General features: G+C 47.1%; 16 protein-coding genes and 1 rRNA gene. 8 read left to right on the top strand and 9 right to left on the bottom strand.

Annotation, left to right across the window (positions count from 1 at the left end; genetic code table 11):
- The 8 genes from R7V76_RS06580 to dnaA all read right to left on the bottom strand — a co-directional run.
- A 16S ribosomal RNA gene (locus tag R7V76_RS06580) occupies positions 1 to 103 on the bottom strand; the annotation flags it as partial.
- Positions 104 to 464: 361 nt separating this feature from the next.
- Positions 465 to 1,511 carry an HD-GYP domain-containing protein gene (locus tag R7V76_RS06575; protein ID WP_290827911.1) on the bottom strand — a complete coding sequence of 349 codons (1,047 nt, stop codon included), beginning with the start codon at positions 1,509 to 1,511 and terminating at the stop codon, positions 465 to 467.
- 92 nt (positions 1,512 to 1,603) lie between these two features.
- Positions 1,604 to 4,264: a DNA gyrase subunit A gene (gyrA, locus tag R7V76_RS06570; protein ID WP_290827913.1), complete on the bottom strand. Its 2,661-nt coding sequence runs from the start codon at positions 4,262 to 4,264 to the stop codon at positions 1,604 to 1,606.
- A 27-nt stretch (positions 4,265 to 4,291) separates the two neighbouring features.
- The gene (gene gyrB / locus R7V76_RS06565) at positions 4,292 to 6,205 is read right to left on the bottom strand and encodes a DNA topoisomerase (ATP-hydrolyzing) subunit B (protein ID WP_200868725.1); all 1,914 of its coding nucleotides are present in this window, start codon (positions 6,203 to 6,205) and stop codon (positions 4,292 to 4,294) included.
- 10 nt (positions 6,206 to 6,215) lie between these two features.
- On the bottom strand, positions 6,216 to 7,370 hold the full coding sequence (gene recF / locus R7V76_RS06560) for a DNA replication/repair protein RecF (protein WP_012368918.1): 1,155 nt from the start codon (positions 7,368 to 7,370) through the stop codon (positions 6,216 to 6,218).
- Between the two features lies 1 nt (position 7,371).
- On the bottom strand, positions 7,372 to 7,593 hold the full coding sequence (gene yaaA / locus R7V76_RS06555; protein ID WP_012368917.1) for a S4 domain-containing protein YaaA: 222 nt from the start codon (positions 7,591 to 7,593) through the stop codon (positions 7,372 to 7,374).
- A 140-nt stretch (positions 7,594 to 7,733) separates the two neighbouring features.
- Complete coding sequence (dnaN, locus tag R7V76_RS06550) at positions 7,734 to 8,867, bottom strand: DNA polymerase III subunit beta (protein ID WP_012368916.1); 1,134 nt, start codon at positions 8,865 to 8,867, stop codon at positions 7,734 to 7,736.
- 187 nt (positions 8,868 to 9,054) lie between these two features.
- A complete protein-coding gene (gene dnaA, locus R7V76_RS06545) occupies positions 9,055 to 10,449 on the bottom strand; it encodes a chromosomal replication initiator protein DnaA (protein ID WP_012368915.1) in 1,395 nt (464 codons plus the stop codon).
- 747 nt (positions 10,450 to 11,196) lie between these two features.
- Between dnaA and rpmH the strand changes: the two genes are divergently transcribed.
- The 8 genes from rpmH to R7V76_RS06505 all read left to right on the top strand — a co-directional run bounded on the left by rpmH (position 11,197) and on the right by R7V76_RS06505 (position 18,691).
- Positions 11,197 to 11,331 (top strand): 50S ribosomal protein L34, encoded by a 135-nt coding sequence (rpmH, locus tag R7V76_RS06540; protein ID WP_012371910.1) that lies wholly within the window; start codon positions 11,197 to 11,199, stop codon positions 11,329 to 11,331.
- A gap of 167 nt (positions 11,332 to 11,498) precedes the next feature.
- Positions 11,499 to 11,849: a ribonuclease P protein component gene (rnpA, locus tag R7V76_RS06535; RefSeq protein ID WP_012371909.1), complete on the top strand. Its 351-nt coding sequence runs from the start codon at positions 11,499 to 11,501 to the stop codon at positions 11,847 to 11,849.
- A 102-nt stretch (positions 11,850 to 11,951) separates the two neighbouring features.
- Positions 11,952 to 12,806: a membrane protein insertase YidC gene (yidC, locus tag R7V76_RS06530; RefSeq protein ID WP_012371908.1), complete on the top strand. Its 855-nt coding sequence runs from the start codon at positions 11,952 to 11,954 to the stop codon at positions 12,804 to 12,806.
- 160 nt (positions 12,807 to 12,966) lie between these two features.
- Positions 12,967 to 14,349 carry a tRNA uridine-5-carboxymethylaminomethyl(34) synthesis GTPase MnmE gene (gene mnmE / locus R7V76_RS06525; protein WP_285801104.1) on the top strand — a complete coding sequence of 461 codons (1,383 nt, stop codon included), beginning with the start codon at positions 12,967 to 12,969 and terminating at the stop codon, positions 14,347 to 14,349.
- A gap of 42 nt (positions 14,350 to 14,391) precedes the next feature.
- Complete coding sequence (gene mnmG, locus R7V76_RS06520; protein WP_318091669.1) at positions 14,392 to 16,278, top strand: tRNA uridine-5-carboxymethylaminomethyl(34) synthesis enzyme MnmG; 1,887 nt, start codon at positions 14,392 to 14,394, stop codon at positions 16,276 to 16,278.
- A gap of 5 nt (positions 16,279 to 16,283) precedes the next feature.
- On the top strand, positions 16,284 to 17,000 hold the full coding sequence (gene rsmG, locus R7V76_RS06515) for a 16S rRNA (guanine(527)-N(7))-methyltransferase RsmG (RefSeq protein WP_012371905.1): 717 nt from the start codon (positions 16,284 to 16,286) through the stop codon (positions 16,998 to 17,000).
- Between the two features lie 27 nt (positions 17,001 to 17,027).
- Positions 17,028 to 17,885 carry a nucleoid occlusion protein gene (gene noc / locus R7V76_RS06510; RefSeq protein WP_440137043.1) on the top strand — a complete coding sequence of 286 codons (858 nt, stop codon included), beginning with the start codon at positions 17,028 to 17,030 and terminating at the stop codon, positions 17,883 to 17,885.
- A 41-nt stretch (positions 17,886 to 17,926) separates the two neighbouring features.
- Positions 17,927 to 18,691 (top strand): ParB/RepB/Spo0J family partition protein, encoded by a 765-nt coding sequence (locus tag R7V76_RS06505; RefSeq protein WP_214766762.1) that lies wholly within the window; start codon positions 17,927 to 17,929, stop codon positions 18,689 to 18,691.
- 84 nt (positions 18,692 to 18,775) lie between these two features.
- Here R7V76_RS06505 and yyaC read toward each other — a convergent pair whose 3' ends face one another.
- A complete protein-coding gene (gene yyaC / locus R7V76_RS06500) occupies positions 18,776 to 19,393 on the bottom strand; it encodes a spore protease YyaC (RefSeq protein ID WP_041262072.1) in 618 nt (205 codons plus the stop codon).
- Positions 19,394 to 19,516 lie beyond the last annotated feature (123 nt).

Genomic DNA, 19,516 nt, shown 5'->3' with positions numbered 1-19,516 from the left:
TTCACTTCCCTCCGAAGAGTTCCGTGAGCTTCCTGCGCTCGACTTGCATGTATTAGGCACGCCGCCAGCGTTCGTCCTGAGCCAGGATCAAACTCTCCATAAAGTGTTTGACTTGCTCGTTTTTGTGACCGGAGTCACGTTGACGAAGCTTGCGCTTCATTCATTGTTTGTATCCGAAGATACGTTTTTTGCCTCATCGTTCAGTTTTCAAAGTTCGTCTGCGCCTGTTTTGGCGACTCAATTAGAATACCAAGTCTGAAACAATAAGTCAACAACTTTTTAAAAGAAGTTTTTTTCTTGTTTCGTGCAGTGCGCTCGTCCTCTTAAGGACAAGAAATAATATACCATGGGATTTATTATTGTACAAGTGTTTTTTATAAAAAAAAGAAAAACTCTTTTTTTCATCAGATTTATGACGAAAAAGAGAGTGTTCCTTCTATATATAATGCAGATGACACAGATCTTTAATCCATGAGCTGAATGATGTTCAGCTGCCGGTCCTCCATCAAATCTTTAACAATACGCCGGTTATGTTCTTCATACGCAATCACCGGGCGGTCAAATACATTGTTTTTTCGAAGGACTGTTGCAATCTTTCCATTACTCATCAAGACACGGTCACCTGGTTCAATCGGTAAGAGCAACTGTCCAAGGAGCATGACATATTTCGAATCATATTGCATAGGCCGCGCTTTTAGATGGCAGTATGCATCATATACTTTATATGCTTCACGGTACGGACGCCAACTTGTCATGGCGGCAAACACGTCTGCCACGATGAACAGTCTTGTATGATCCATGATTTTATCCCCTTTGACTTTCAAGGGATATCCGGAACCGTCCAACCGTTCGTGATGTTGAACAATCAACCGTTTGACTGTGTCGGAAATGATGTTTTCCTTTTGTAAGGCTTGGAACGCCATTGCAGGATGACGGTGGAAGATTTCTTGCTGCATCGCTTCATAGCGTTTTGTATGACGCCATTCCATGATGCGCGCTAATCCACAATCGGCAAAATAGGACGCGACCCATAAATCGTGAATCATCTTGCGCTCTTTTCCCGCTGCCTCTGCGAGCAGTTGCGCAATTGCCCCCCGGTAAATCGCATGTCGAACCGTATAAGCTTCTGTTCCGCGCTCTAGGAAATACGGTAAGATGTCGTCACGACGCATCGTCTCCGGCATTGATTCCTTCACCCATCTCAATGCATCGTATACATTTGGAACCAATCCCTGCTCCCAGGAAGTGAACACCTGATTATAAGTCTCGATCAATGAATCAAATACACTGTCTTCTGTCATGTCGTCCAGTTCTTGATCCATCATCGAAGCTTCGCTCATACCTTCAGGCCGATCCTCGATGTCCACCTCTTTAATCAAAAACCGTTTGATTCGTCTTAACTCATCTGCCCCGATTTTTTTTCCTGCCTCGACGATTGGAATATCTGTATGTAAAAACAAAGACTCGGTTATCCGGTCACCAAGAATAAGTCGCTCACTTGCCACACGCATCGTTGTCTCGTCCCTTTCCCTAAGTGATTTTTAGAAAAATAGCAGAGTAAAGACAAGTTGTCCCCACTCTGCTGTATGTCGTTCTGCTTCGTTTATTCTTCTGTCTGCTCAGATTCACTGTTCATTTCAGAAGTGGAAACCGTCTGTTCTTCCGAACCCGTTTCGCCTTCTTCCAGTACAGTACCCTCTTCCTCGACAGCATCTTCTTTTTTCAGTTTCGCAACTGTCGCAACACGGTCGCCTTCTTCGATTCGAATCACTTTAACCCCTTGTGCATTACGTCCGACACTCGAGATATTTTGTGAATCCGTTCGAATGACGATGCCGCTTTCCGTCATGATCATGATGTCATCATCGACATCCACAATCCGGAGTGCCACGATTTGTCCGACCCGGTCCGTCACTTTGCTGGCAATCAATCCTTTACCACCACGTGATTGTGTCCGGAACTCTGTCATTGGCGTTCGTTTACCGAAACCTTTTTCCGTAATGACGAGTACATCCTGTTCATCACGGGCAAGTTCCATTCCGATGACGATTGCGTCTGCCGATAAGTTCATCGCTTTGACACCGCGGGCACCACGGCCCATCGAGCGCACGTTCGTAATCGGGAAGCGGATCGCTTTTCCGGTATTTGAGACAGTAAAGACTTCATCTTCTGTCGAAGCAAGACGGACAGATGTCAATTCATCATCTTCAAACAGACGAATCGCAATCAATCCATTTTTGTTGATTCGGGCATAAGCAGATAACGGTGAACGTTTGACACGACCTTTACGCGTCATGAAGATCAACGATTTCTGTTCATCCTGCATCACTTCTTCTGCATCAAGCGCTTCCTCCGGTTCTTCAAGACCATCCGGTGCATCTTCTGCAGTGACTTCGACATCAATGATGTTTTCGGTTGCTTCCGCAGCCTCTTGTTCTTCGAGGTAACGTTTAAAGTTGACCGGAATCATCGTCTCGACCTTCTCATCACGCTCGATTTGAATCAAGTTGATGATCGGAACACCTTTTGACGTCCGGCTCATCTCCGGCACTTCATAGCCACGAATCCGGTAGACTTTTCCGCGGTTCGTAAAGAACAGAATCGTATCGTGCGTCGAACACGACAAGAGGCGTGTTACATAATCCGCATCGTTTGTACCGATTCCTTGGACACCACGTCCACCACGTCGTTGAGCACGGTACGAATCCGTCGTAAGACGTTTGATGTAGCCGCTGCTTGTCAACGTAATGATGATATCTTTTTCCGGAATCAAGTCTTCGTCCTCAAACTCGATGTGGTCCATCCGAATTTCGGTCCGGCGCTGGTCGTTGAAGCGTTCTTTCACCTCTTCAAGTTCTGTCCGGATCAATTCGAGCAAGACTTCATCACTTTCAAGGATTCGTTTGAGTTCTGTAATCAACGCCATGATCTCATCGTACTCGGCATCGATTTTCTCACGTTCGAGACCAGTCAGACGCTGTAGACGCATATCAAGAATCGCTTGTGATTGTTTCTCGGATAATTCAAATCGTTCCATCAACTGTTCACGGGCAGCATCTGCTGTGCGGTTGGCACGGATGATCTTAATGACTTCATCGAGGTGATCAAGCGCAATCCGCAGGCCTGCAAGAAGATGTTCCCGTGCTTCTGCTTTCTCGAGATCAAACTGTGTCCGGCGACGGACGATTTCTTTTTGGTGCTCGAGATAGTGGTACAACATTTCCTTCAGCGTCAGGGTACGCGGACGTCCACTGACGATGGCAAGCATGTTGACACCGAACGTCGTCTGCATCGATGTCTGTTTGTAGAGATTGTTCAGGATGACACTCGCATTCGCATCACGACGGATCTCCATCACGACACGCATACCACGGCGATCAGACTCATCACGCAAATCGGTGATACCTTCGATTTTTTTCTCACGGACAAGATCGGCAATTTTTTCAACGAGACGGGCTTTGTTGACCTGGTACGGCAACTCCGTCACGATGATCCGTTCGCGATCTTTTTTTGTCTGTTCGATTTCGGCTTTCGCCCGGACGATGATTGATCCACGACCGGTTTCATAAGCGCGGCGAATTCCGCTGCGGCCCAAGATTTCTCCAGCTGTCGGGAAGTCAGGTCCTGGAATATGCTGCATCAGTTCAGAAATCGTGATGTCCGGATTATGCGATAACGCAAGGACTCCATCGATGACTTCACCGAGCTGGTGCGGTGGGATATTCGTTGCCATCCCGACTGCAATCCCGCTCGAACCGTTGACAAGCAAGTTCGGGAAGCGGGACGGTAACACTTCCGGTTCCCGTTCTGATCCATCGTAGTTATCTTTAAAATTAACAGTGTTTTTATTGATATCACGTACAATTTCCATTGCGATTTTTGACATACGGGCTTCCGTATATCGCATGGCTGCAGCGGAGTCGCCGTCGACCGAACCGAAGTTTCCGTGACCGTCGACGAGCTCATACCGGTAGCTGAAGTCCTGTGCCATACGAACCATCGTGTCGTAAACAGCAGAATCACCGTGCGGGTGATACTTACCGATAACTTCACCGACGATACGGGCAGACTTCTTGTGCGGTTTATCCGCGCGGATCCCGAGGTCATTCATCGCATATAAAATACGACGATGACCCGGTTTTAAACCGTCACGGACATCCGGTAAAGCACGTGCGACGATAACGCTCATCGCATAATCCATGAAGGATGTACGCATTTCTTGACTGATGTTGATATCTTTAATGATTCCTTGTTGATCGGACATTCGTATGGCCACCCTCTCTATTCAACGTTAAATATCCAAGTTCTTCACATAGTGGGCGTGCGACTGGATAAAGTCACGACGTGGTTCTACCTGGTCTCCCATCAAAATGTCAAAGACCTCATCTGCTTCGATCGCGTCCTGTAATTCGACACGCAGCATTTGACGACCACTCGGATCCATCGTGGTTTCCCACAGTTGCTCCGGATCCATCTCACCGAGACCTTTATAACGCTGAATGTCGTATCGTGCGTTTTCCGGAAGTGCTGCCAGTGCTTCGTTCAACTCACGCTCGTTGTGGACGTACGTGATGTTTTTTCCTTGCTTGATTCCATAAAGCGGCGGTTGGGCAATGTAGACGTAGCCGTGCTCGACCAGCGGACGCATGTAACGGTAGAAGAATGTCAATAACAGTGTCCGGATGTGGGCACCATCGACGTCGGCATCGGTCATGATGATGACTTTGTGATACCGAGCTTTTTCGATATTGAATTCAGAACCGATACTTGTTCCGAGCGCCGTAATGATCGTCCGGATTTCGTTACTGCCGAGAATCTTATCAAGGCGTGCTTTTTCGACGTTCAAGATCTTACCTCGGATCGGTAAGATGGCTTGGAAATGACGATCACGTCCAGATTTCGCTGAACCACCCGCCGAGTCACCCTCAACGATGTAGATTTCAGAAATCGTCGCATCACGTGATGAACAGTCGGCAAGTTTCCCTGGAAGTGAACTGACTTCAAGGACACCTTTACGTCGTGTTAATTCACGGGCACGTTTCGCAGCCATCCGGGCACGAGACGCCATCATTCCTTTTTCGACGATGGCACGGGCACTTGTCGGATTCTCCATCATGAACTGTTCAAACGCAGACGAGAACAACGTATCCGTTGCTGTCCGTGCATCCGAGTTGCCGAGTTTCGTTTTCGTCTGTCCTTCGAACTGTGGATTCGGGTGTTTGATCGAGACGATCGCTGTCATCCCTTCACGTACATCTTCACCGGACAACGTACCGTCGGCTTCTTTCATCAGACCGAATTTTTTCGCGTAGTCATTGATGACACGTGTCAAAGCCGTCTTAAAACCGGTTTCGTGTGTTCCGCCCTCATGGGTCGGGATATTGTTCGTGAACGAATAGATGTTGGCTGCAAAACCATCGTTATATTGCAACGCGACTTCGACTTCAATCCCGTCGCGGTTCCCGTGTACATAAACGGGTTCTTCATGGACGACTTCTTTCGAACGGTTTAAATGCTCGACGTAAGACTTGATTCCGCCTTCGTAGTGGAAGCTGCGCGTAATCGGTTCATCCGCACGATCATCCGTAATTTCAATCGTCAGTCCTTTATTTAAGAATGCGAGCTCACGAAGACGTGTCGCCAGCAGATCGTAATCGTATTCGAGAGTTTCCTGGAAGATTTCATCATCCGGGAAGAAACGAATCATCGTCCCGGTTTCTTCCGACGTACCGATAATTTCTAAATCGGCAGCAGGCACACCGCGGTGATACGCTTGGTAATACAACTTTTCATTCCGTTTGACGAATACTTCAAGTTTCGTCGACAGGGCGTTAACGACAGATGCCCCGACACCGTGAAGTCCACCGGATACTTTGTATCCGCCGCCGCCGAATTTACCGCCGGCATGAAGGACTGTCAAAATGACTTCGACTGCCGGACGGCCCATCTTCTCTTGGATATCGACCGGGATTCCCCGTCCGTTATCTTCGACCAGAATCGAGTTACCCGGTTCAATCGTGACTTTGATTGTATCGCAATATCCTGCAAGTGCTTCATCGATCGAGTTATCGACGATTTCCCACACCAAATGGTGAAGCCCCTTCGATGCAGTCGATCCGATATACATACCCGGACGTTTCCGAACGGCTTCTAGACCTTCAAGCACCTGAATTTGATCGGCACCGTACCCTTGTTCTAATTCCATATCTTCATGATTACTCATCGGTTTTCTCACCTACTATTTCTTTGTATGATGTCTCTTCCAAAATGACGGCCCCCTGTTTCACGTGGAACAACTTCGCCTGTTTGATCGTTTCATGTGCAATTCCATCGACACTCGTTGTCGTCAGAATGGTCTGCACCTTTTGTTGCATCGTATCGAGCAAATGGGTTTGACGATGATCATCGAGCTCGGATAAGACATCGTCTAGAAGTAGCAATGGATATTCCCCCACTTCTTCATGAATCAATTCAATCTCTGCTAATTTCAAAGAGAGTGCTGCCGTTCGTTGCTGTCCTTGTGAACCATAAGTCTGGACGTTCCGACCGTTGACTTCCATTTCGAAGTCATCCCGGTGCGGACCGAACAACGTCACACCTCTTCGGATTTCGTTTGTCTTCATTTTACCAAACTTCTGCATGTAAGAAGCAGTCATTCCTTCAACATCGAGCAAATCATTGCTGAATGTATCCGAACGGTAAATAAGGACGAGCTGTTCCTGTCCGCGACTGATTCCTTCATGAATCGGACGTGCCCACTTTTCGAGCTGGGCAATGAAGTGATGACGGCGCTGAACGATTTTAACGGCAAGCGTAATCATCTGCTCCGTCAAGACATCGAGGAACGTTTCGTCCCCACCTTTCATCGATAACTGCTTAAGCAATGCATTCCGTTGTTTGAGGACTTTTAAATACTGACTTAATTCATGTAGATAGACCGGGCTGACCTGACCAATTTCCATATCCAAAAAACGACGTCTGATTTGAGGACTGCCTTTGACGATGTGTAAGTCTTCCGGTGCAAACAGCACGATATTCAACGCACCAACATAATCACTGAGCCGGCGCTGTTCGAGATGATTTAGCTTCGCTTTTTTACCACGGCTTGAAATCGCGATTTCCTGCGAATGTGATCCTCTTCTCTTGTGAATCCGTCCTTCGACACGGGCTGTCTCGGCATCCCACTGGATCAATTCTTTGTCATGCGTCGTCCGGTGGGACTTCGCAAGAGCCAGAACGTAAATGGCTTCAAGGAGGTTTGTCTTCCCTTGTGCATTCTCTCCAATCAGCACATTCGTCTTTTCGGAAAAAGATAATTCCAACGACTCATAGTTGCGGTAGTGACTGAGTCGGACCGAATCTAGTCGCACGTTAGTTTCCCTCGTTCTTAATGATGAACTGACCGTAATCTTCTACGTCAATCACATCTCCATCCCGTAATTTACGACCGCGTCGCTGATCGACTTCACCGTTGACAAGAATGGGTACCTCGGCGAGAAATGGTTTAGCTTGTCCACCGCTCGAGATGATATCAGAAAGTTTCAGGAACTGACCTAATGTGACATATTCTGTTGAAATCTTGATTTGATTCATGGTTTGACTCCTCCTACCTACATATTATAAATGACGTACTCTTTATTGTACTAAAAAACTTACGATTTGGCAAAATGAACGAACGTATATGCGGATTTCAAAAAAAGCCCAAGGAACATAAACGGTTCCTTGGGTATAAATCATGCTGTCCGGACTGGAAGGATCAGCTGTAAGACGTTGTCTTGGTCAACCGGGTGCAGGATGAACGGGCGGATCGAACCGGTGAACTGGATTTCGATATCTGTTGCATCGAGTGCCTTTAGCGCATCCATCATGTATTTTGAGTTGAACGAGATTTTTAACTCTTCTCCTTCAAGCGATAAGATGCTGACTTGTTCCGACACTTTACCGACTTCCGGTGAGTGGGAAGAAATCTCGACTGCCGTCGTTCCTTCTGCTGCAAACTTGATGACGTTGTTACGGTCTTCGCGAGCAAGCAGTGACGCACGGTCGATTGCTTGAAGTAATTCCTTCGCATTCATGCGGACTGCCGTGCGGTACTCTTCCGGAATCAAACGGGATGTGTCCGGATAGTTGCCGTCAAGAAGACGCGAGAAGAATAAGACATGTTTCATCTTAAACAGGATTTGTTGATTCGTAATCGTGATGTCGACGTGACCATCACTAAGTAATTTGGATAATTCGTTTAAGCTTTTTCCTGGGACGATGACGTTTTGGAACGAAATCTCGTTATCCGTTTCAAACTGTGCCCGTCGTAAGGCCAGTCGGTGACTGTCCGTCGAGACGCATGTCAGGATGTCTTTATCCGCCGAGAAGTTAACACCCGTCAATACAGGACGTGTTTCCTGTACAGCAACGGCAAAACTCGTTTGACGGATCATTGACCGTAACAGATCAGCCGGTAAACGGAACTGCTGTCCGCCGTCGACTTGCGGTAAGCGCGGAAATTCATCCGGATCAAGTCCATTCAGGTGAAACTCTGCCGTACCCGATTGGATCCGTGTCATGAAGTTTGGTGAGACTTCAAGGATGACTTCATCTGTGGGTAACTTTTTCACGATATCACCGAAGAAGCGGGCGTTTAAGACAACACTACCTGCACGATGGACCGTCACATAAGATGTTCCGTTCTCTTCCGCGTAAATCGTCCGTTCAATCGAGATTTCCGTATCGCTTCCTGTCAGCGTCATACCGTCTCCATGGGCTTCGAGTTTGATTCCCGTTAAGATCGGAATCGTTGTCCGGGATGAAACAGCTTTTGCTACATCTTGAATTGCTTGGATTAAAGTATCCCGTTGAATTGTAATATGCATATTGTCGTTAAGCTCCTCTCAAAATGGGCGTTACATCATCATAACATAATAATATATTTTTTTAATAATAGTATTAGGGGCTGTGGATAGTGTGGATAAGTCGGTGGATAACTTGGTATAGAGCCAAAACGCGTGTGGATAACTTGTGGATAACTAGGCTGTTTTATCCACAGCTTATCCACAGGTTTTACGAATGTTTCAATTCATGCTTGATTTGTTCGATGACTTTTCCCGTTTCTCCATCCGATTTGACGAGCGTACTGATTTTTTCATGTGCATGAATGACGGTCGTGTGATCACGTCCCCCAAACTCCTCACCAATCTTCGGTAACGAGCTTTCTGTCATCTCCCGCGACAGATACATGGCAATTTGACGGGGAAAAGCAATTGACTTCGTCCGTTTTTTAGCTTTTAAATCGTCAAACGGCAGATTAAAGTGTTTACTGACCGATTCCTGGATATCCCGAATCGTGACTTTCCGCGGTTCACTTGCAGGCATGATATTATGCAGGGCTTCAGCTGCGACATTCGGATCAATCGTCCGTCCAACCAGGTTAGCGTAAGCAATGACGCGGGTTAACGCGCCTTCAAGTTCCCGGATGTTCGTATCAATCTGGCTTGCAATATAAAGCATGACTTCATTGGAAACGTCCAGTTGTTCGGCATTCGCTTTTTTCCGAAGAATCGCAATCCGGGTTTCGAGATCCGGTGGCGTGATGTCTGTAATCAAGCCCCACTCGAAACGGGAACGCAAGCGATCTTCAAGCGTCGGAATTTCTTTTGGTGGACGGTCGCTTGAGATGATGATTTGTTTCTGATCGTTATGCAAGGCATTAAATGTGTGGAAAAACTCTTCCTGCGTTTGTTCTTTTCCGGCGAGGAACTGAATATCATCTATTAATAGTACATCGATGTTCCGGTATTTATTGCGGAATTGAACTGTTTTGTTATCCCGAATCGAATTGATGAAGTCGTTCGTGAACTGTTCAGAGGAAACGTACGCGATTTTTGTTCCCAGTTTTTGATCCTGGACATATTGACCAATCGCATGCATCAAGTGTGTTTTGCCGAGACCGACGCCGCCGTAGATGAAAAGCGGATTGTAGGCTTTGGCGGGTGCCTCTGCTACTGCTAAAGAAGCGGCATGAGCAAAACGATTCCCCGATCCGATGACAAACGTATCGAATGTATACTTTTCGTTTAACTGTCCGAGTTCGCTCATCACCAGCTCATCGGACGATTTAGGCGTCTTTTGCGCTTTTGTCTTCGCAGGAGCAACTTCCATCACTTCTACTTCCTCATTTTGACGATCAAGCATATGTTTTGCTTGACCTTCCTCAATGAACTGAATATCCAGCCGGCTTCCCGTGACTTCTTCGACGGTATCTTCTAATAGAGATAAGTACTGACGTTCCAACCACGTGACAGTAAATGCTGCGGGCGCCGAGACGATCAAGGTCGTGCCGTTGAGCGTGACACCCTCAGTCGACTTCAACCACATGTCGTAACTCGCTTTTGGGGTACGTTGTTCTTCCTCGATTACAGATAATACATTGTGCCAAAGTTCGGCAGCGTTTTTCATAAATACCCCCCTTTTTCTATCATGATATAAAAAACTATACACAGGTTTATGCACAGGACAAAGTTAATGAAGGAACACGACTTATCCCCAGAACATAAAAACTGTGGATAACGTTATCCACAGGGGTTGAATTCTGTGTATAAAGTTATCCACAGGTTGTGTATAACTTGAAGAATCAATTTGTCTTGCGTTCTTGTTATGCACAATTAGTGTATCAAATGAAATGAGGTCTGGCAATGGTTAGAACGATTTATCCACAAGTAAATCCACATATGCACAGGCAGTTACCCACAGGCTGTGGACAGTGTGGATAAACTGTGGATAAGATGTGTATAACTTTGCGAAAGAGGAAGCGTTCAAAAATAGTTATGCACAAAATGAAAAAAAGCAGCGTCAAAAATTATATAAACAAACCTTGACGTTAATTTTAAAAAATACTATTGTAGACAAAGTGATGAGTTATCCACGGAAAGTGTGGATAGTGTGGATAAGTCTGTGGATAGTTTGAAAAAGGGATTGTTTGATTCGTTTTCCATTCCATCCGATCGATCAATCGTATCGTATGATATGAAACCGACTGGGGAATCCTATTTTCACGAATTCCGTTATGTGTTACTGAAAATGCTTGTGATAATTCTTATGAACTTTCATTGACAAGGTCACTTTTGCTTTATATAATGTACAAGACTGCCTTAAAGTAGAAAACGATGATTTTTATAGAGTAATTTTTAAAGGAGGTGCAGACTAATGAAACCAACTTTCAACCCAAACAACCGTAAGCGCAAAAAAGTTCACGGATTCCGTGCGCGCATGGCAACGAAGAGTGGCCGCCGGATCTTGGCTGCTCGCCGTCTTAAAGGCCGCAAAGCCTTGACTGTATAATCGAGCAATGAGGAGATCACTTCTGGCGCTGCCTGAGGTGATCTTTTTTTTGTAGTTTTGAAGGATGTTCGTGCTTTTGTCACAAGACCACTCTCGCAGAGCAGGTTTATTCTATGATATGATGAAAGACGACGAATTTCGTGATGACAGGATGGAGTGTGATCAAGGTGAAGAAGGAATACCGCGTCAAGAAAGACAAAGAGTTCCAAGCGGTGTTTACTCGAGGAGCCTCTGTCGCAAATCGACAATTTGTCGTATATGCACTAAAGAAAGAGCAGCAAACTCACTTTCGGATTGGTTTATCGGTGAGTAAGAAAATCGGGAATGCCGTGGTTCGCAACCAAGTCAAACGTTATGTCCGTGAAGCGTGTCAGCTTCATGAAGCCTCGCTTGCCCCGAATTATGATTTTGTGATCATCGCACGCAATCCGGCTGCGAAGATGACTGCTCAAGAAGTTGCTGACAGTTTACGCCATGTCTTTAAACGATCCGGTGTCTGGAAGCGACAGGTAAAATAAACGTGTAGTATATCCTGTTGATTTGTAGCGGCCACTCGCCTGCTTCTATATATAGATAGAACTTCGAGGACCGACCACGTGTAAACATTACTAGGAGGAATTATGAACAAAAGAACTAAGATTTGGCTGACTCTCGGATTGATGTCCGTACTCGCGGTCGTTCTATCCGGTTGTACACCTGGAACATATGGAACAGGTGAACCGATTACTGGTGACACAGAAGGTTTCTGGAAACATTATTTTGTTTGGCCGATGGCTTGGCTCATTCGTGAGATCTCGCATTTCTTTAATGGAGATTACGGAATCGGAATCATCGTTACGACGTTGCTTGTTCGTCTCGTCATCTTGCCGTTGATGATCAAACAGACGAAGAGCATGGGTGGAATGCAGGTCATTCAACCGGAAATGGTCAAGTTACGTGAAAAATACAGTTCGAAGGATCAGGAAACACAGCAAAAACTGCAACAGGAAATGATGAAGCTGTACCAAGAGCACAATGTCAATCCGCTTGCCGGCTGTTTACCGATCTTGATTCAAATGCCGATTTTGATTGCCTTCTATAACGCAATCATTTATACACCGGCGATTTTCCAACATACGTTCCTCTGGTTCGATCTTGGAAAACCGGATCCGTACTTCATCTTACCGATCCTGTCTGCTATCTTTACGTATCTGCAGCAGAAACTCTCGATGGCGGGACAAGATGACAATCCACAGATGAAAATCATGTTATACGTCTTCCCGATCATGATCTTCGTCATGGGTGTGACGTTACCATCTGCCCTGTCACTGTACTGGGTCGTCGGTTACATCTTCTCGATCATCGTGACGATTGCCATCATGAAGCCAATGCGTGAGAAAATCAAAGCGCAGACGGAAGCAACGATTGCTTCAAAACGTGAACAAGAAGCAGCAAACGCAACTCCTGCTCCGAAAAAACCGAAAAAGAAGCGTTAACAATAAGTGAGAGCGATACTCCGTTTTACAGAGTGTCGCTCTTTTTCTTTTGCGCTATTTCGTGTATAGTTGTCACGTTATACCCATTTATATATTCCTGAACATTCACTATAGAAAAGATTGTAAGAAAAGATTGCAGAAAACGAGGTGTGAACAACTGATGATGGAATTTGATACGATAGCCGCCATTTCAACACCGATGGGTGAAGGCGCAATCGCAATTGTCCGTTTATCCGGTCCAAAAGCAGTCGAAACGGCCGATCGCGTCTACCGCGGCGCCAACCGGTTGACTGACGTCCCGACACATACGATTCATTATGGAAAATTGGTTGAACAGACGACAGAACAAGTCGTCGATGAAGTCATGGTCAGTGTCATGCGGGCACCAAAAACGTTTACGCGGGAAGATGTCGTCGAACTGAATTGTCACGGCGGAATCGTTGCCGTCAATCGCGTGCTCGAACTGATTCTCGAACAGCCGGACGTTCGTCTCGCAGAACCGGGTGAATTTACGAAACGGGCCTTTTTGAACGGTCGGATTGACCTGTCACAAGCAGAAGCCGTCATGGATTTGATTCGTGCGAAAACAGACCGGGCGATGACAGTCGCAGTCGGTCAAATCGAAGGACGGTTATCAAAACTGGTCCAGGATTTACGCGAACAATTGTTGCAGACGATTGCTTCGATTGAAGTCAACATCGATTATCCGGAATACGATGCGGAAGAAATGACGCAACAAATCGTCCAGAAAGATGCAGGCGAAGTCCGCCGGATTCTAACGGAACTTCTGGCGACGGCACGACAAGGGAAAATCCTCCGGGAAGGCTTGTCGACTGCCATTATCGGACGTCCGAACGTCGGAAAATCGTCTTTGCTCAACACATTGGTGCAAGAAGCAAAAGCAATCGTCACGGATATCGCCGGGACGACGCGGGATACGATCGAAGAATACGTCAATGTCCGCGGTGTGCCGCTGAAATTGATTGATACGGCCGGCATCCGGGAGACGGAAGATATCGTTGAACGGATGGGTGTTGAGAAATCGCGGCAAGCCTTAAACTCCGCCGATTTGATTTTACTCGTCTTAAACGGAAATGATGCATTGACGGAAGAAGACGTCCTGTTATTTGAAGCGATCCGGGGCATGAATGCAATCATCATCGTCAATAAAAGTGACTTAACACAAGCAATCGATCTGACGCGTGTCAATGAGCTTGCGGACGGACGTCCCGTCGTGACAACCTCCCTGCTCGAAGAAGCGGGCGTCACGGATCTTGAAGCTGCGATTGCATCCCTCTTCTTTGAACAAGGGGTTGAAGGGCAAGATATGACATACGTCTCGAATGCCCGTCATATTCAATTGATCAAACAGGCAAGTCAAATGATTGAAGATGCACTCGGAGCGGCGGAAGCGTCGATGCCGATCGATATGGTCCAAATCGATTTACGCCGGGCGTGGGATACACTCGGTGAAATCAACGGGGACACAGCGCAGGACAGTTTACTCGATAAATTATTCTCACAATTTTGTTTAGGGAAATAAATGTTGTCAGGTTGTTGATTTTTAAAAGGAGGAACCACAGTTATGGCTTATCAAGCAGGCGAATTCGATGTTATCGTCATCGGAGCCGGTCATGCAGGGATTGAAGCATCTCTTGCAGCCGCCCGTATGGGTTCAAAAACCGTCATGTTGACGATGAATCCGGACATGGTCGGATTCATGTATTGTAATCCGTCCATCGGCGGACCGGCAAAAGGAATCGTTGTCCGCGAAATCGATGCCCTTGGCGGAGAAATGGCACGGGCGATTGACGCGACGTATATTCAAATGAAAATGCTCAACACATCAAAAGGTCCGGCTGTTCGTGCACTTCGGGCACAGGCGGATAAATTCGAATACCAAAACCGGATGAAAAAAGCACTTGAAGATGAACCGAATCTGTTGTTACGTCAAGCACTCGTCGAGCGGTTAATCATCGAAGACGATACATGTGTCGGCGTCGTCACGAATACAGGAGCCGAGTACCGGGCAAAAGCGGTCATCATCACGACCGGAACTTTCATGCGCGGGAAAATCATCATCGGTGAATTGTCGTATGAGAGCGGTCCGAATAACCAGATGCCGTCAGTCAACTTGTCTAAACACCTGGAAGAACTCGGTTTCGAGCTCGCCCGTTTCAAAACCGGTACACCACCCCGGATCGACGGGAAAACGATTGATTATTCAAAAACGGAAATTCAACCGGGTGATGCTGTCGCATTGCCGTTCAGTCATGAAACAACACAGATGATTACGGAACAGATTCCGTGCTGGTTGACGTATACGACTGAATATACGCACCAATTGATCGACGCGAATCTCCATCGCTCCCCGATGTTCTCCGGAATGATTAAAGGAACGGGTCCCCGTTATTGCCCGTCGATCGAAGATAAGGTCGTCCGCTTCAGTGATAAACCGCGTCACCAGATTTTCCTTGAGCCGGAAGGCCGCGACACGGAAGAAGTCTATGTCCAAGGACTGTCAACAAGTCTGCCGGAAGACGTTCAACACGATATTTTACGGTCGATTCCAGGACTTGAAAAATCAGAAATGATGCGTCCCGGTTATGCGATTGAATACGATGCCGTCGTTCCGACACAGCTCTGGCCAACACTGGAAACAAAACGGATCGCCGGACTGTTTACAGCCGGACAAATCAACGGTACAAGCGGCTACGAAGAAGCAGCCGGACAAGGCATCATGGCCGGAATCAACGCGGCCCTGAAAGTCCAGGAACGAGATCCGCTCATTCTGTCCCGTTCACAAGGGTATATCGGTGTCATGATCGATGATCTCGTCACAAAAGGAACAAACGAACCGTACCGTTTGTTGACGTCACGTGCCGAATACCGGTTATTGTTGCGTCATGACAATGCCGATTTGCGTTTATCTGATATCGGATACGATCTCGGATTGATCAACGAGACACGCCATGCGAAACTGGCTGAGAAAAAAGAAGACATCCAACGGGAAATGAAACGACTCGAAAAAGTCGTCATTAAAGCAACGAGTGAAGTCAACGAGCGCTTGACGGAAATCGGTGTTTCGCCGTTGAAAGAGGCACTACATGCTATCACGTTACTGAAACGTCCGGAAATCACCTATGCGATGATTGCCGACATGACACCGCCGCCGGTCGCTTTGTCTGCGGAAGCAGCGGAGCAGGTCGAAATCCAGGTCAAATATGCCGGTTACATCGACAAACAGCTTGATCAAGTCGAACGGATGATGCGGATGGAGAAAAAACGGCTTCCGGAACGTCTCGATTACGATGTCATCAGTGGTCTCGCAATTGAAGCCAAACAAAAACTAAACCAAGTGCGTCCGCTTTCGATCGGACAAGCATCACGGATTTCAGGGGTCAATCCATCTGATATCTCGATTTTGCTTGTTTATATCGAGCAAGGCCAATACGCATTGACTGCGGAGTGAAGAGAATGAACCAACAGCAATTCGTAACCGCATTAGCGGAGCAAGGATTAGAAGTATCGGACCATCAATTGCAACAGTTCCGGAAGTATTATGAACTGCTTGTCGAATGGAACGAAAAAATGAACTTGACGGCCATCACGGATGAGGAAGGTGTTTACCTGAAACACTTTTATGATTCAATCACGGCAGCATTCTATTTTGATTTTACAAAAGTCGAAACTGTTTGTGATGTCGGTGCCGGCGCCGGTTTCCCGAGTCTGCCGATCAAAATCATGTTCCCGCATCTGAAAGTGACGATTATTGACTCACTCAACAAACGAATCGGGTTCCTGAACATGCTCGCAACAGAGCTTGGACTCGAAGGTGTCGCTTTCCACCACGGACGTGCCGAAGAATTCGGGAAAAATAAACAGTTCCGGGAACATTTTGATGTCGTGACGGCGCGTGCCGTTGCCCGGATGTCCGTTCTTGCGGAATACTGTTTACCGCTTGCCCGAGTCGGCGGCCAATTCGTCGCGTTAAAAGCAGCGAAGCTCGGTGAAGAACTCGAAGAAGGCGCGACAGCCTTGAAGGTGTTAGGTGGAAATTTGCGGGAAAGTTTCCAATTCCAATTGCCAGGTGAAGAAAGTGAGCGTAATATCGTAATTGTCGATAAAAAACGATTAACACCCGGGAAATATCCGCGTAAAGCGGGGACACCGGCAAAAGATCCACTGGGTTAAACACCGTTTCACGTGAAACGATGACTGATGAAGGCGAGGTACACCAACGTGAAGAATGCAATTGCCAAACTGCTCGGTAAGGGAGGACAACCCGTTTCCCTAGAGCTAGATCCACAAGATACTGTCCGTGAGTTGAAGTTAACGGAACTGGTCGCCAACCGGTTCCAGCCGCGGACCGTCTTTGACGGGGAACGGATTACCGAACTAGCGACCACGATTGAAGAACATGGTTTACTGCAACCGATTGTCGTCCGAAAACAAGGCGAAGGATATGAAATCATCGCCGGCGAACGCCGTTTTCGGGCAGTTCAATCGCTCGGATGGGAGACAATTCCCGCTATCATTAAAGAGATGACAGACGAGACGACGGCTGCCCTCGCACTCATCGAAAATCTACAACGTGAAGAACTGACACCAATCGAAGAAGCGGAAGCGTACGCGCGGTTGCTTGCAATGCAGGAAATCACACAGGAAGTGCTGGCACGCAGACTCGGACGGAGCCAGTCAACGATTGCGAACAAGCTTCGTTTGCTGCGGTTACCGGAAACGGTCCGGGAGGCCCTGAAACAACGGAAAATCACGGAACGCCATGCCCGGGCTCTCCTGCCGTTAAAAGCAGCTGATTTACAGCTTAAGGTTTTGGTTGAAATCATCGAACGCGAATGGAATGTCAAAGAGACGGAACAACGTGTCGAACGGTTATTGACCCCAAAAGTTCCGAAAAAGCGTCACAAAAGTTTTGCCCGGGATACACGGATCGCTTTAAATACGATCCGTGATTCTGTCGATATGATTGAACGGACCGGTTTGACGGTCGAAAAAGAAGAAGTTGATTGTGAAGAATATGTCGAGGTGCGGATCCGCATCGTGAAGGCACGTCCGTAAACTAGCGGTCGTGCCTTCCGCTACGTTTAGGAGAGATACGTATGAATGAAATACCGATTGGAGCCATCCGGCCGAACCCGGGGCAGCCACGCAAACAGTTCCATGAGAAGGCACTGACTGAACTGGCCAATTCCTTGACGCGGCACGGAATGATTCAACCGATTGTCGTCCGCCCGCGCGAGGGATTTTACGAAATCATTGCCGGGGAGCGTCGTTATCAGGCAGCAAAACAAGCTGGATTCAGTCGTGTTCCGGTCTTGATTATTGAAGCGAACGAAACCCGTGTCATGGAACTGGCACTGATTGAAAACATTCAGCGTGCGGATTTGAGTGCAATTGAAGAAGCCATGGCCTATGCCGAGATGTTAGAGGAATTTAACATCACACAGGCAGAGCTTGCGAACCGTGTCGGAAAAAGTCGTTCCCATATTACGAACAGTCTCCGTTTATTACAGTTACCGGTTGAGGTCCAACAAGCCGTCATGGAAGAACGGTTATCGATGGGTCATGCCCGGGCCTTGTTGGCGTTAAAAAATCCATTGAAAATCGAACGGATGGCGGAACGTGTTATGCGTGAAAATTGGAATGTCCGTCGTCTCGAACAAGAGTTACGTGAAAAAAAACAAGTCCGTCCGGCCGTCAAACAGTCAACGGAGCTGGATTTCATCGAAGAAACGTTACGGGAACGAATCGGAGCGACTGTCCGGATCAAAACAACAAAACAAGCCGGGAAACTCGAAATTGATTTTACGGACGAGGCCGATTTGAATCGGATTCTCGAACTGCTTTTACCGGAAGAAGAGTAACAGCAAAGGATCCATTCCAGTGTCAGACTTGGAATGGATCCTTTTTTGACAGGTGCAGGATAAAAGAAAGGAAAAAAGTTGCCCTTAAATCGAGCGTGGTGTGAAGGAGATGGTCGTACGTGTCGTTTCAGCCGCAAGCTTCGTATCGAGCAAGGCAAAACTGTCGGCGACGAGTTCCGCCAACTCATAAACGAGGTGGAGCCGTGTATTTTGAAGAATCATCATTTCCATGAAGCCGCTGACGTTCACGACCGCTTTAATATTAAAGTCACCGACAGCCGGTAATTCTTTTTGGACACCGGCACCAGGAGCAAGCGGACCTTCGGAGAAGAAGACATGACCGACACTGGACAGACGGCCGAGACAGGCGTCGATGGCGATGACAAGCGGACGGTAATGTGTCGTTTGAATCGAATGAATCGTTTCCGCTAGATTCAAGGCATGAACTGGTTTGGCTAATGTCCCGTAGACATGCATGTTCGAAGGACGGTTTTTTTCTAAAAAGGTCCCGACAAGCGGTCCAAGTGAGTCGCCGGTCGACCGGTCGGAACCGATACAGACAAGAACGACAGGACGATTTTCTTTCATGGCACTGACTTGTTCATGCAACTGTTCAGCCAGCCGTTCCTTGGCGAATGGTTCCGTATATTCTAAAAAGAAAGAATAGGGCTTTTTTTCGTGAGAATGAAAACGGAAATTCATCTGGATCATCCTTTCTTCTCCTGGTGTCAGCATCCTGGTGTCATGGTGAGAGTGAAGGCATTCTGTAATGATTTTCCTTTCCCGGTTTTTGTGAAAATCTAACGTCGAAATTGGTTCTTTGGT

Source organism: Exiguobacterium artemiae, assembly GCF_033342815.1.
GTDB classification, from domain to species: domain Bacteria; phylum Bacillota; class Bacilli; order Exiguobacteriales; family Exiguobacteriaceae; genus Exiguobacterium_A; species Exiguobacterium_A artemiae_A.
The sequence above is the reverse complement of the archived record's forward strand: the minus strand, read 5'-3'. Positions and strand labels throughout refer to the sequence as shown.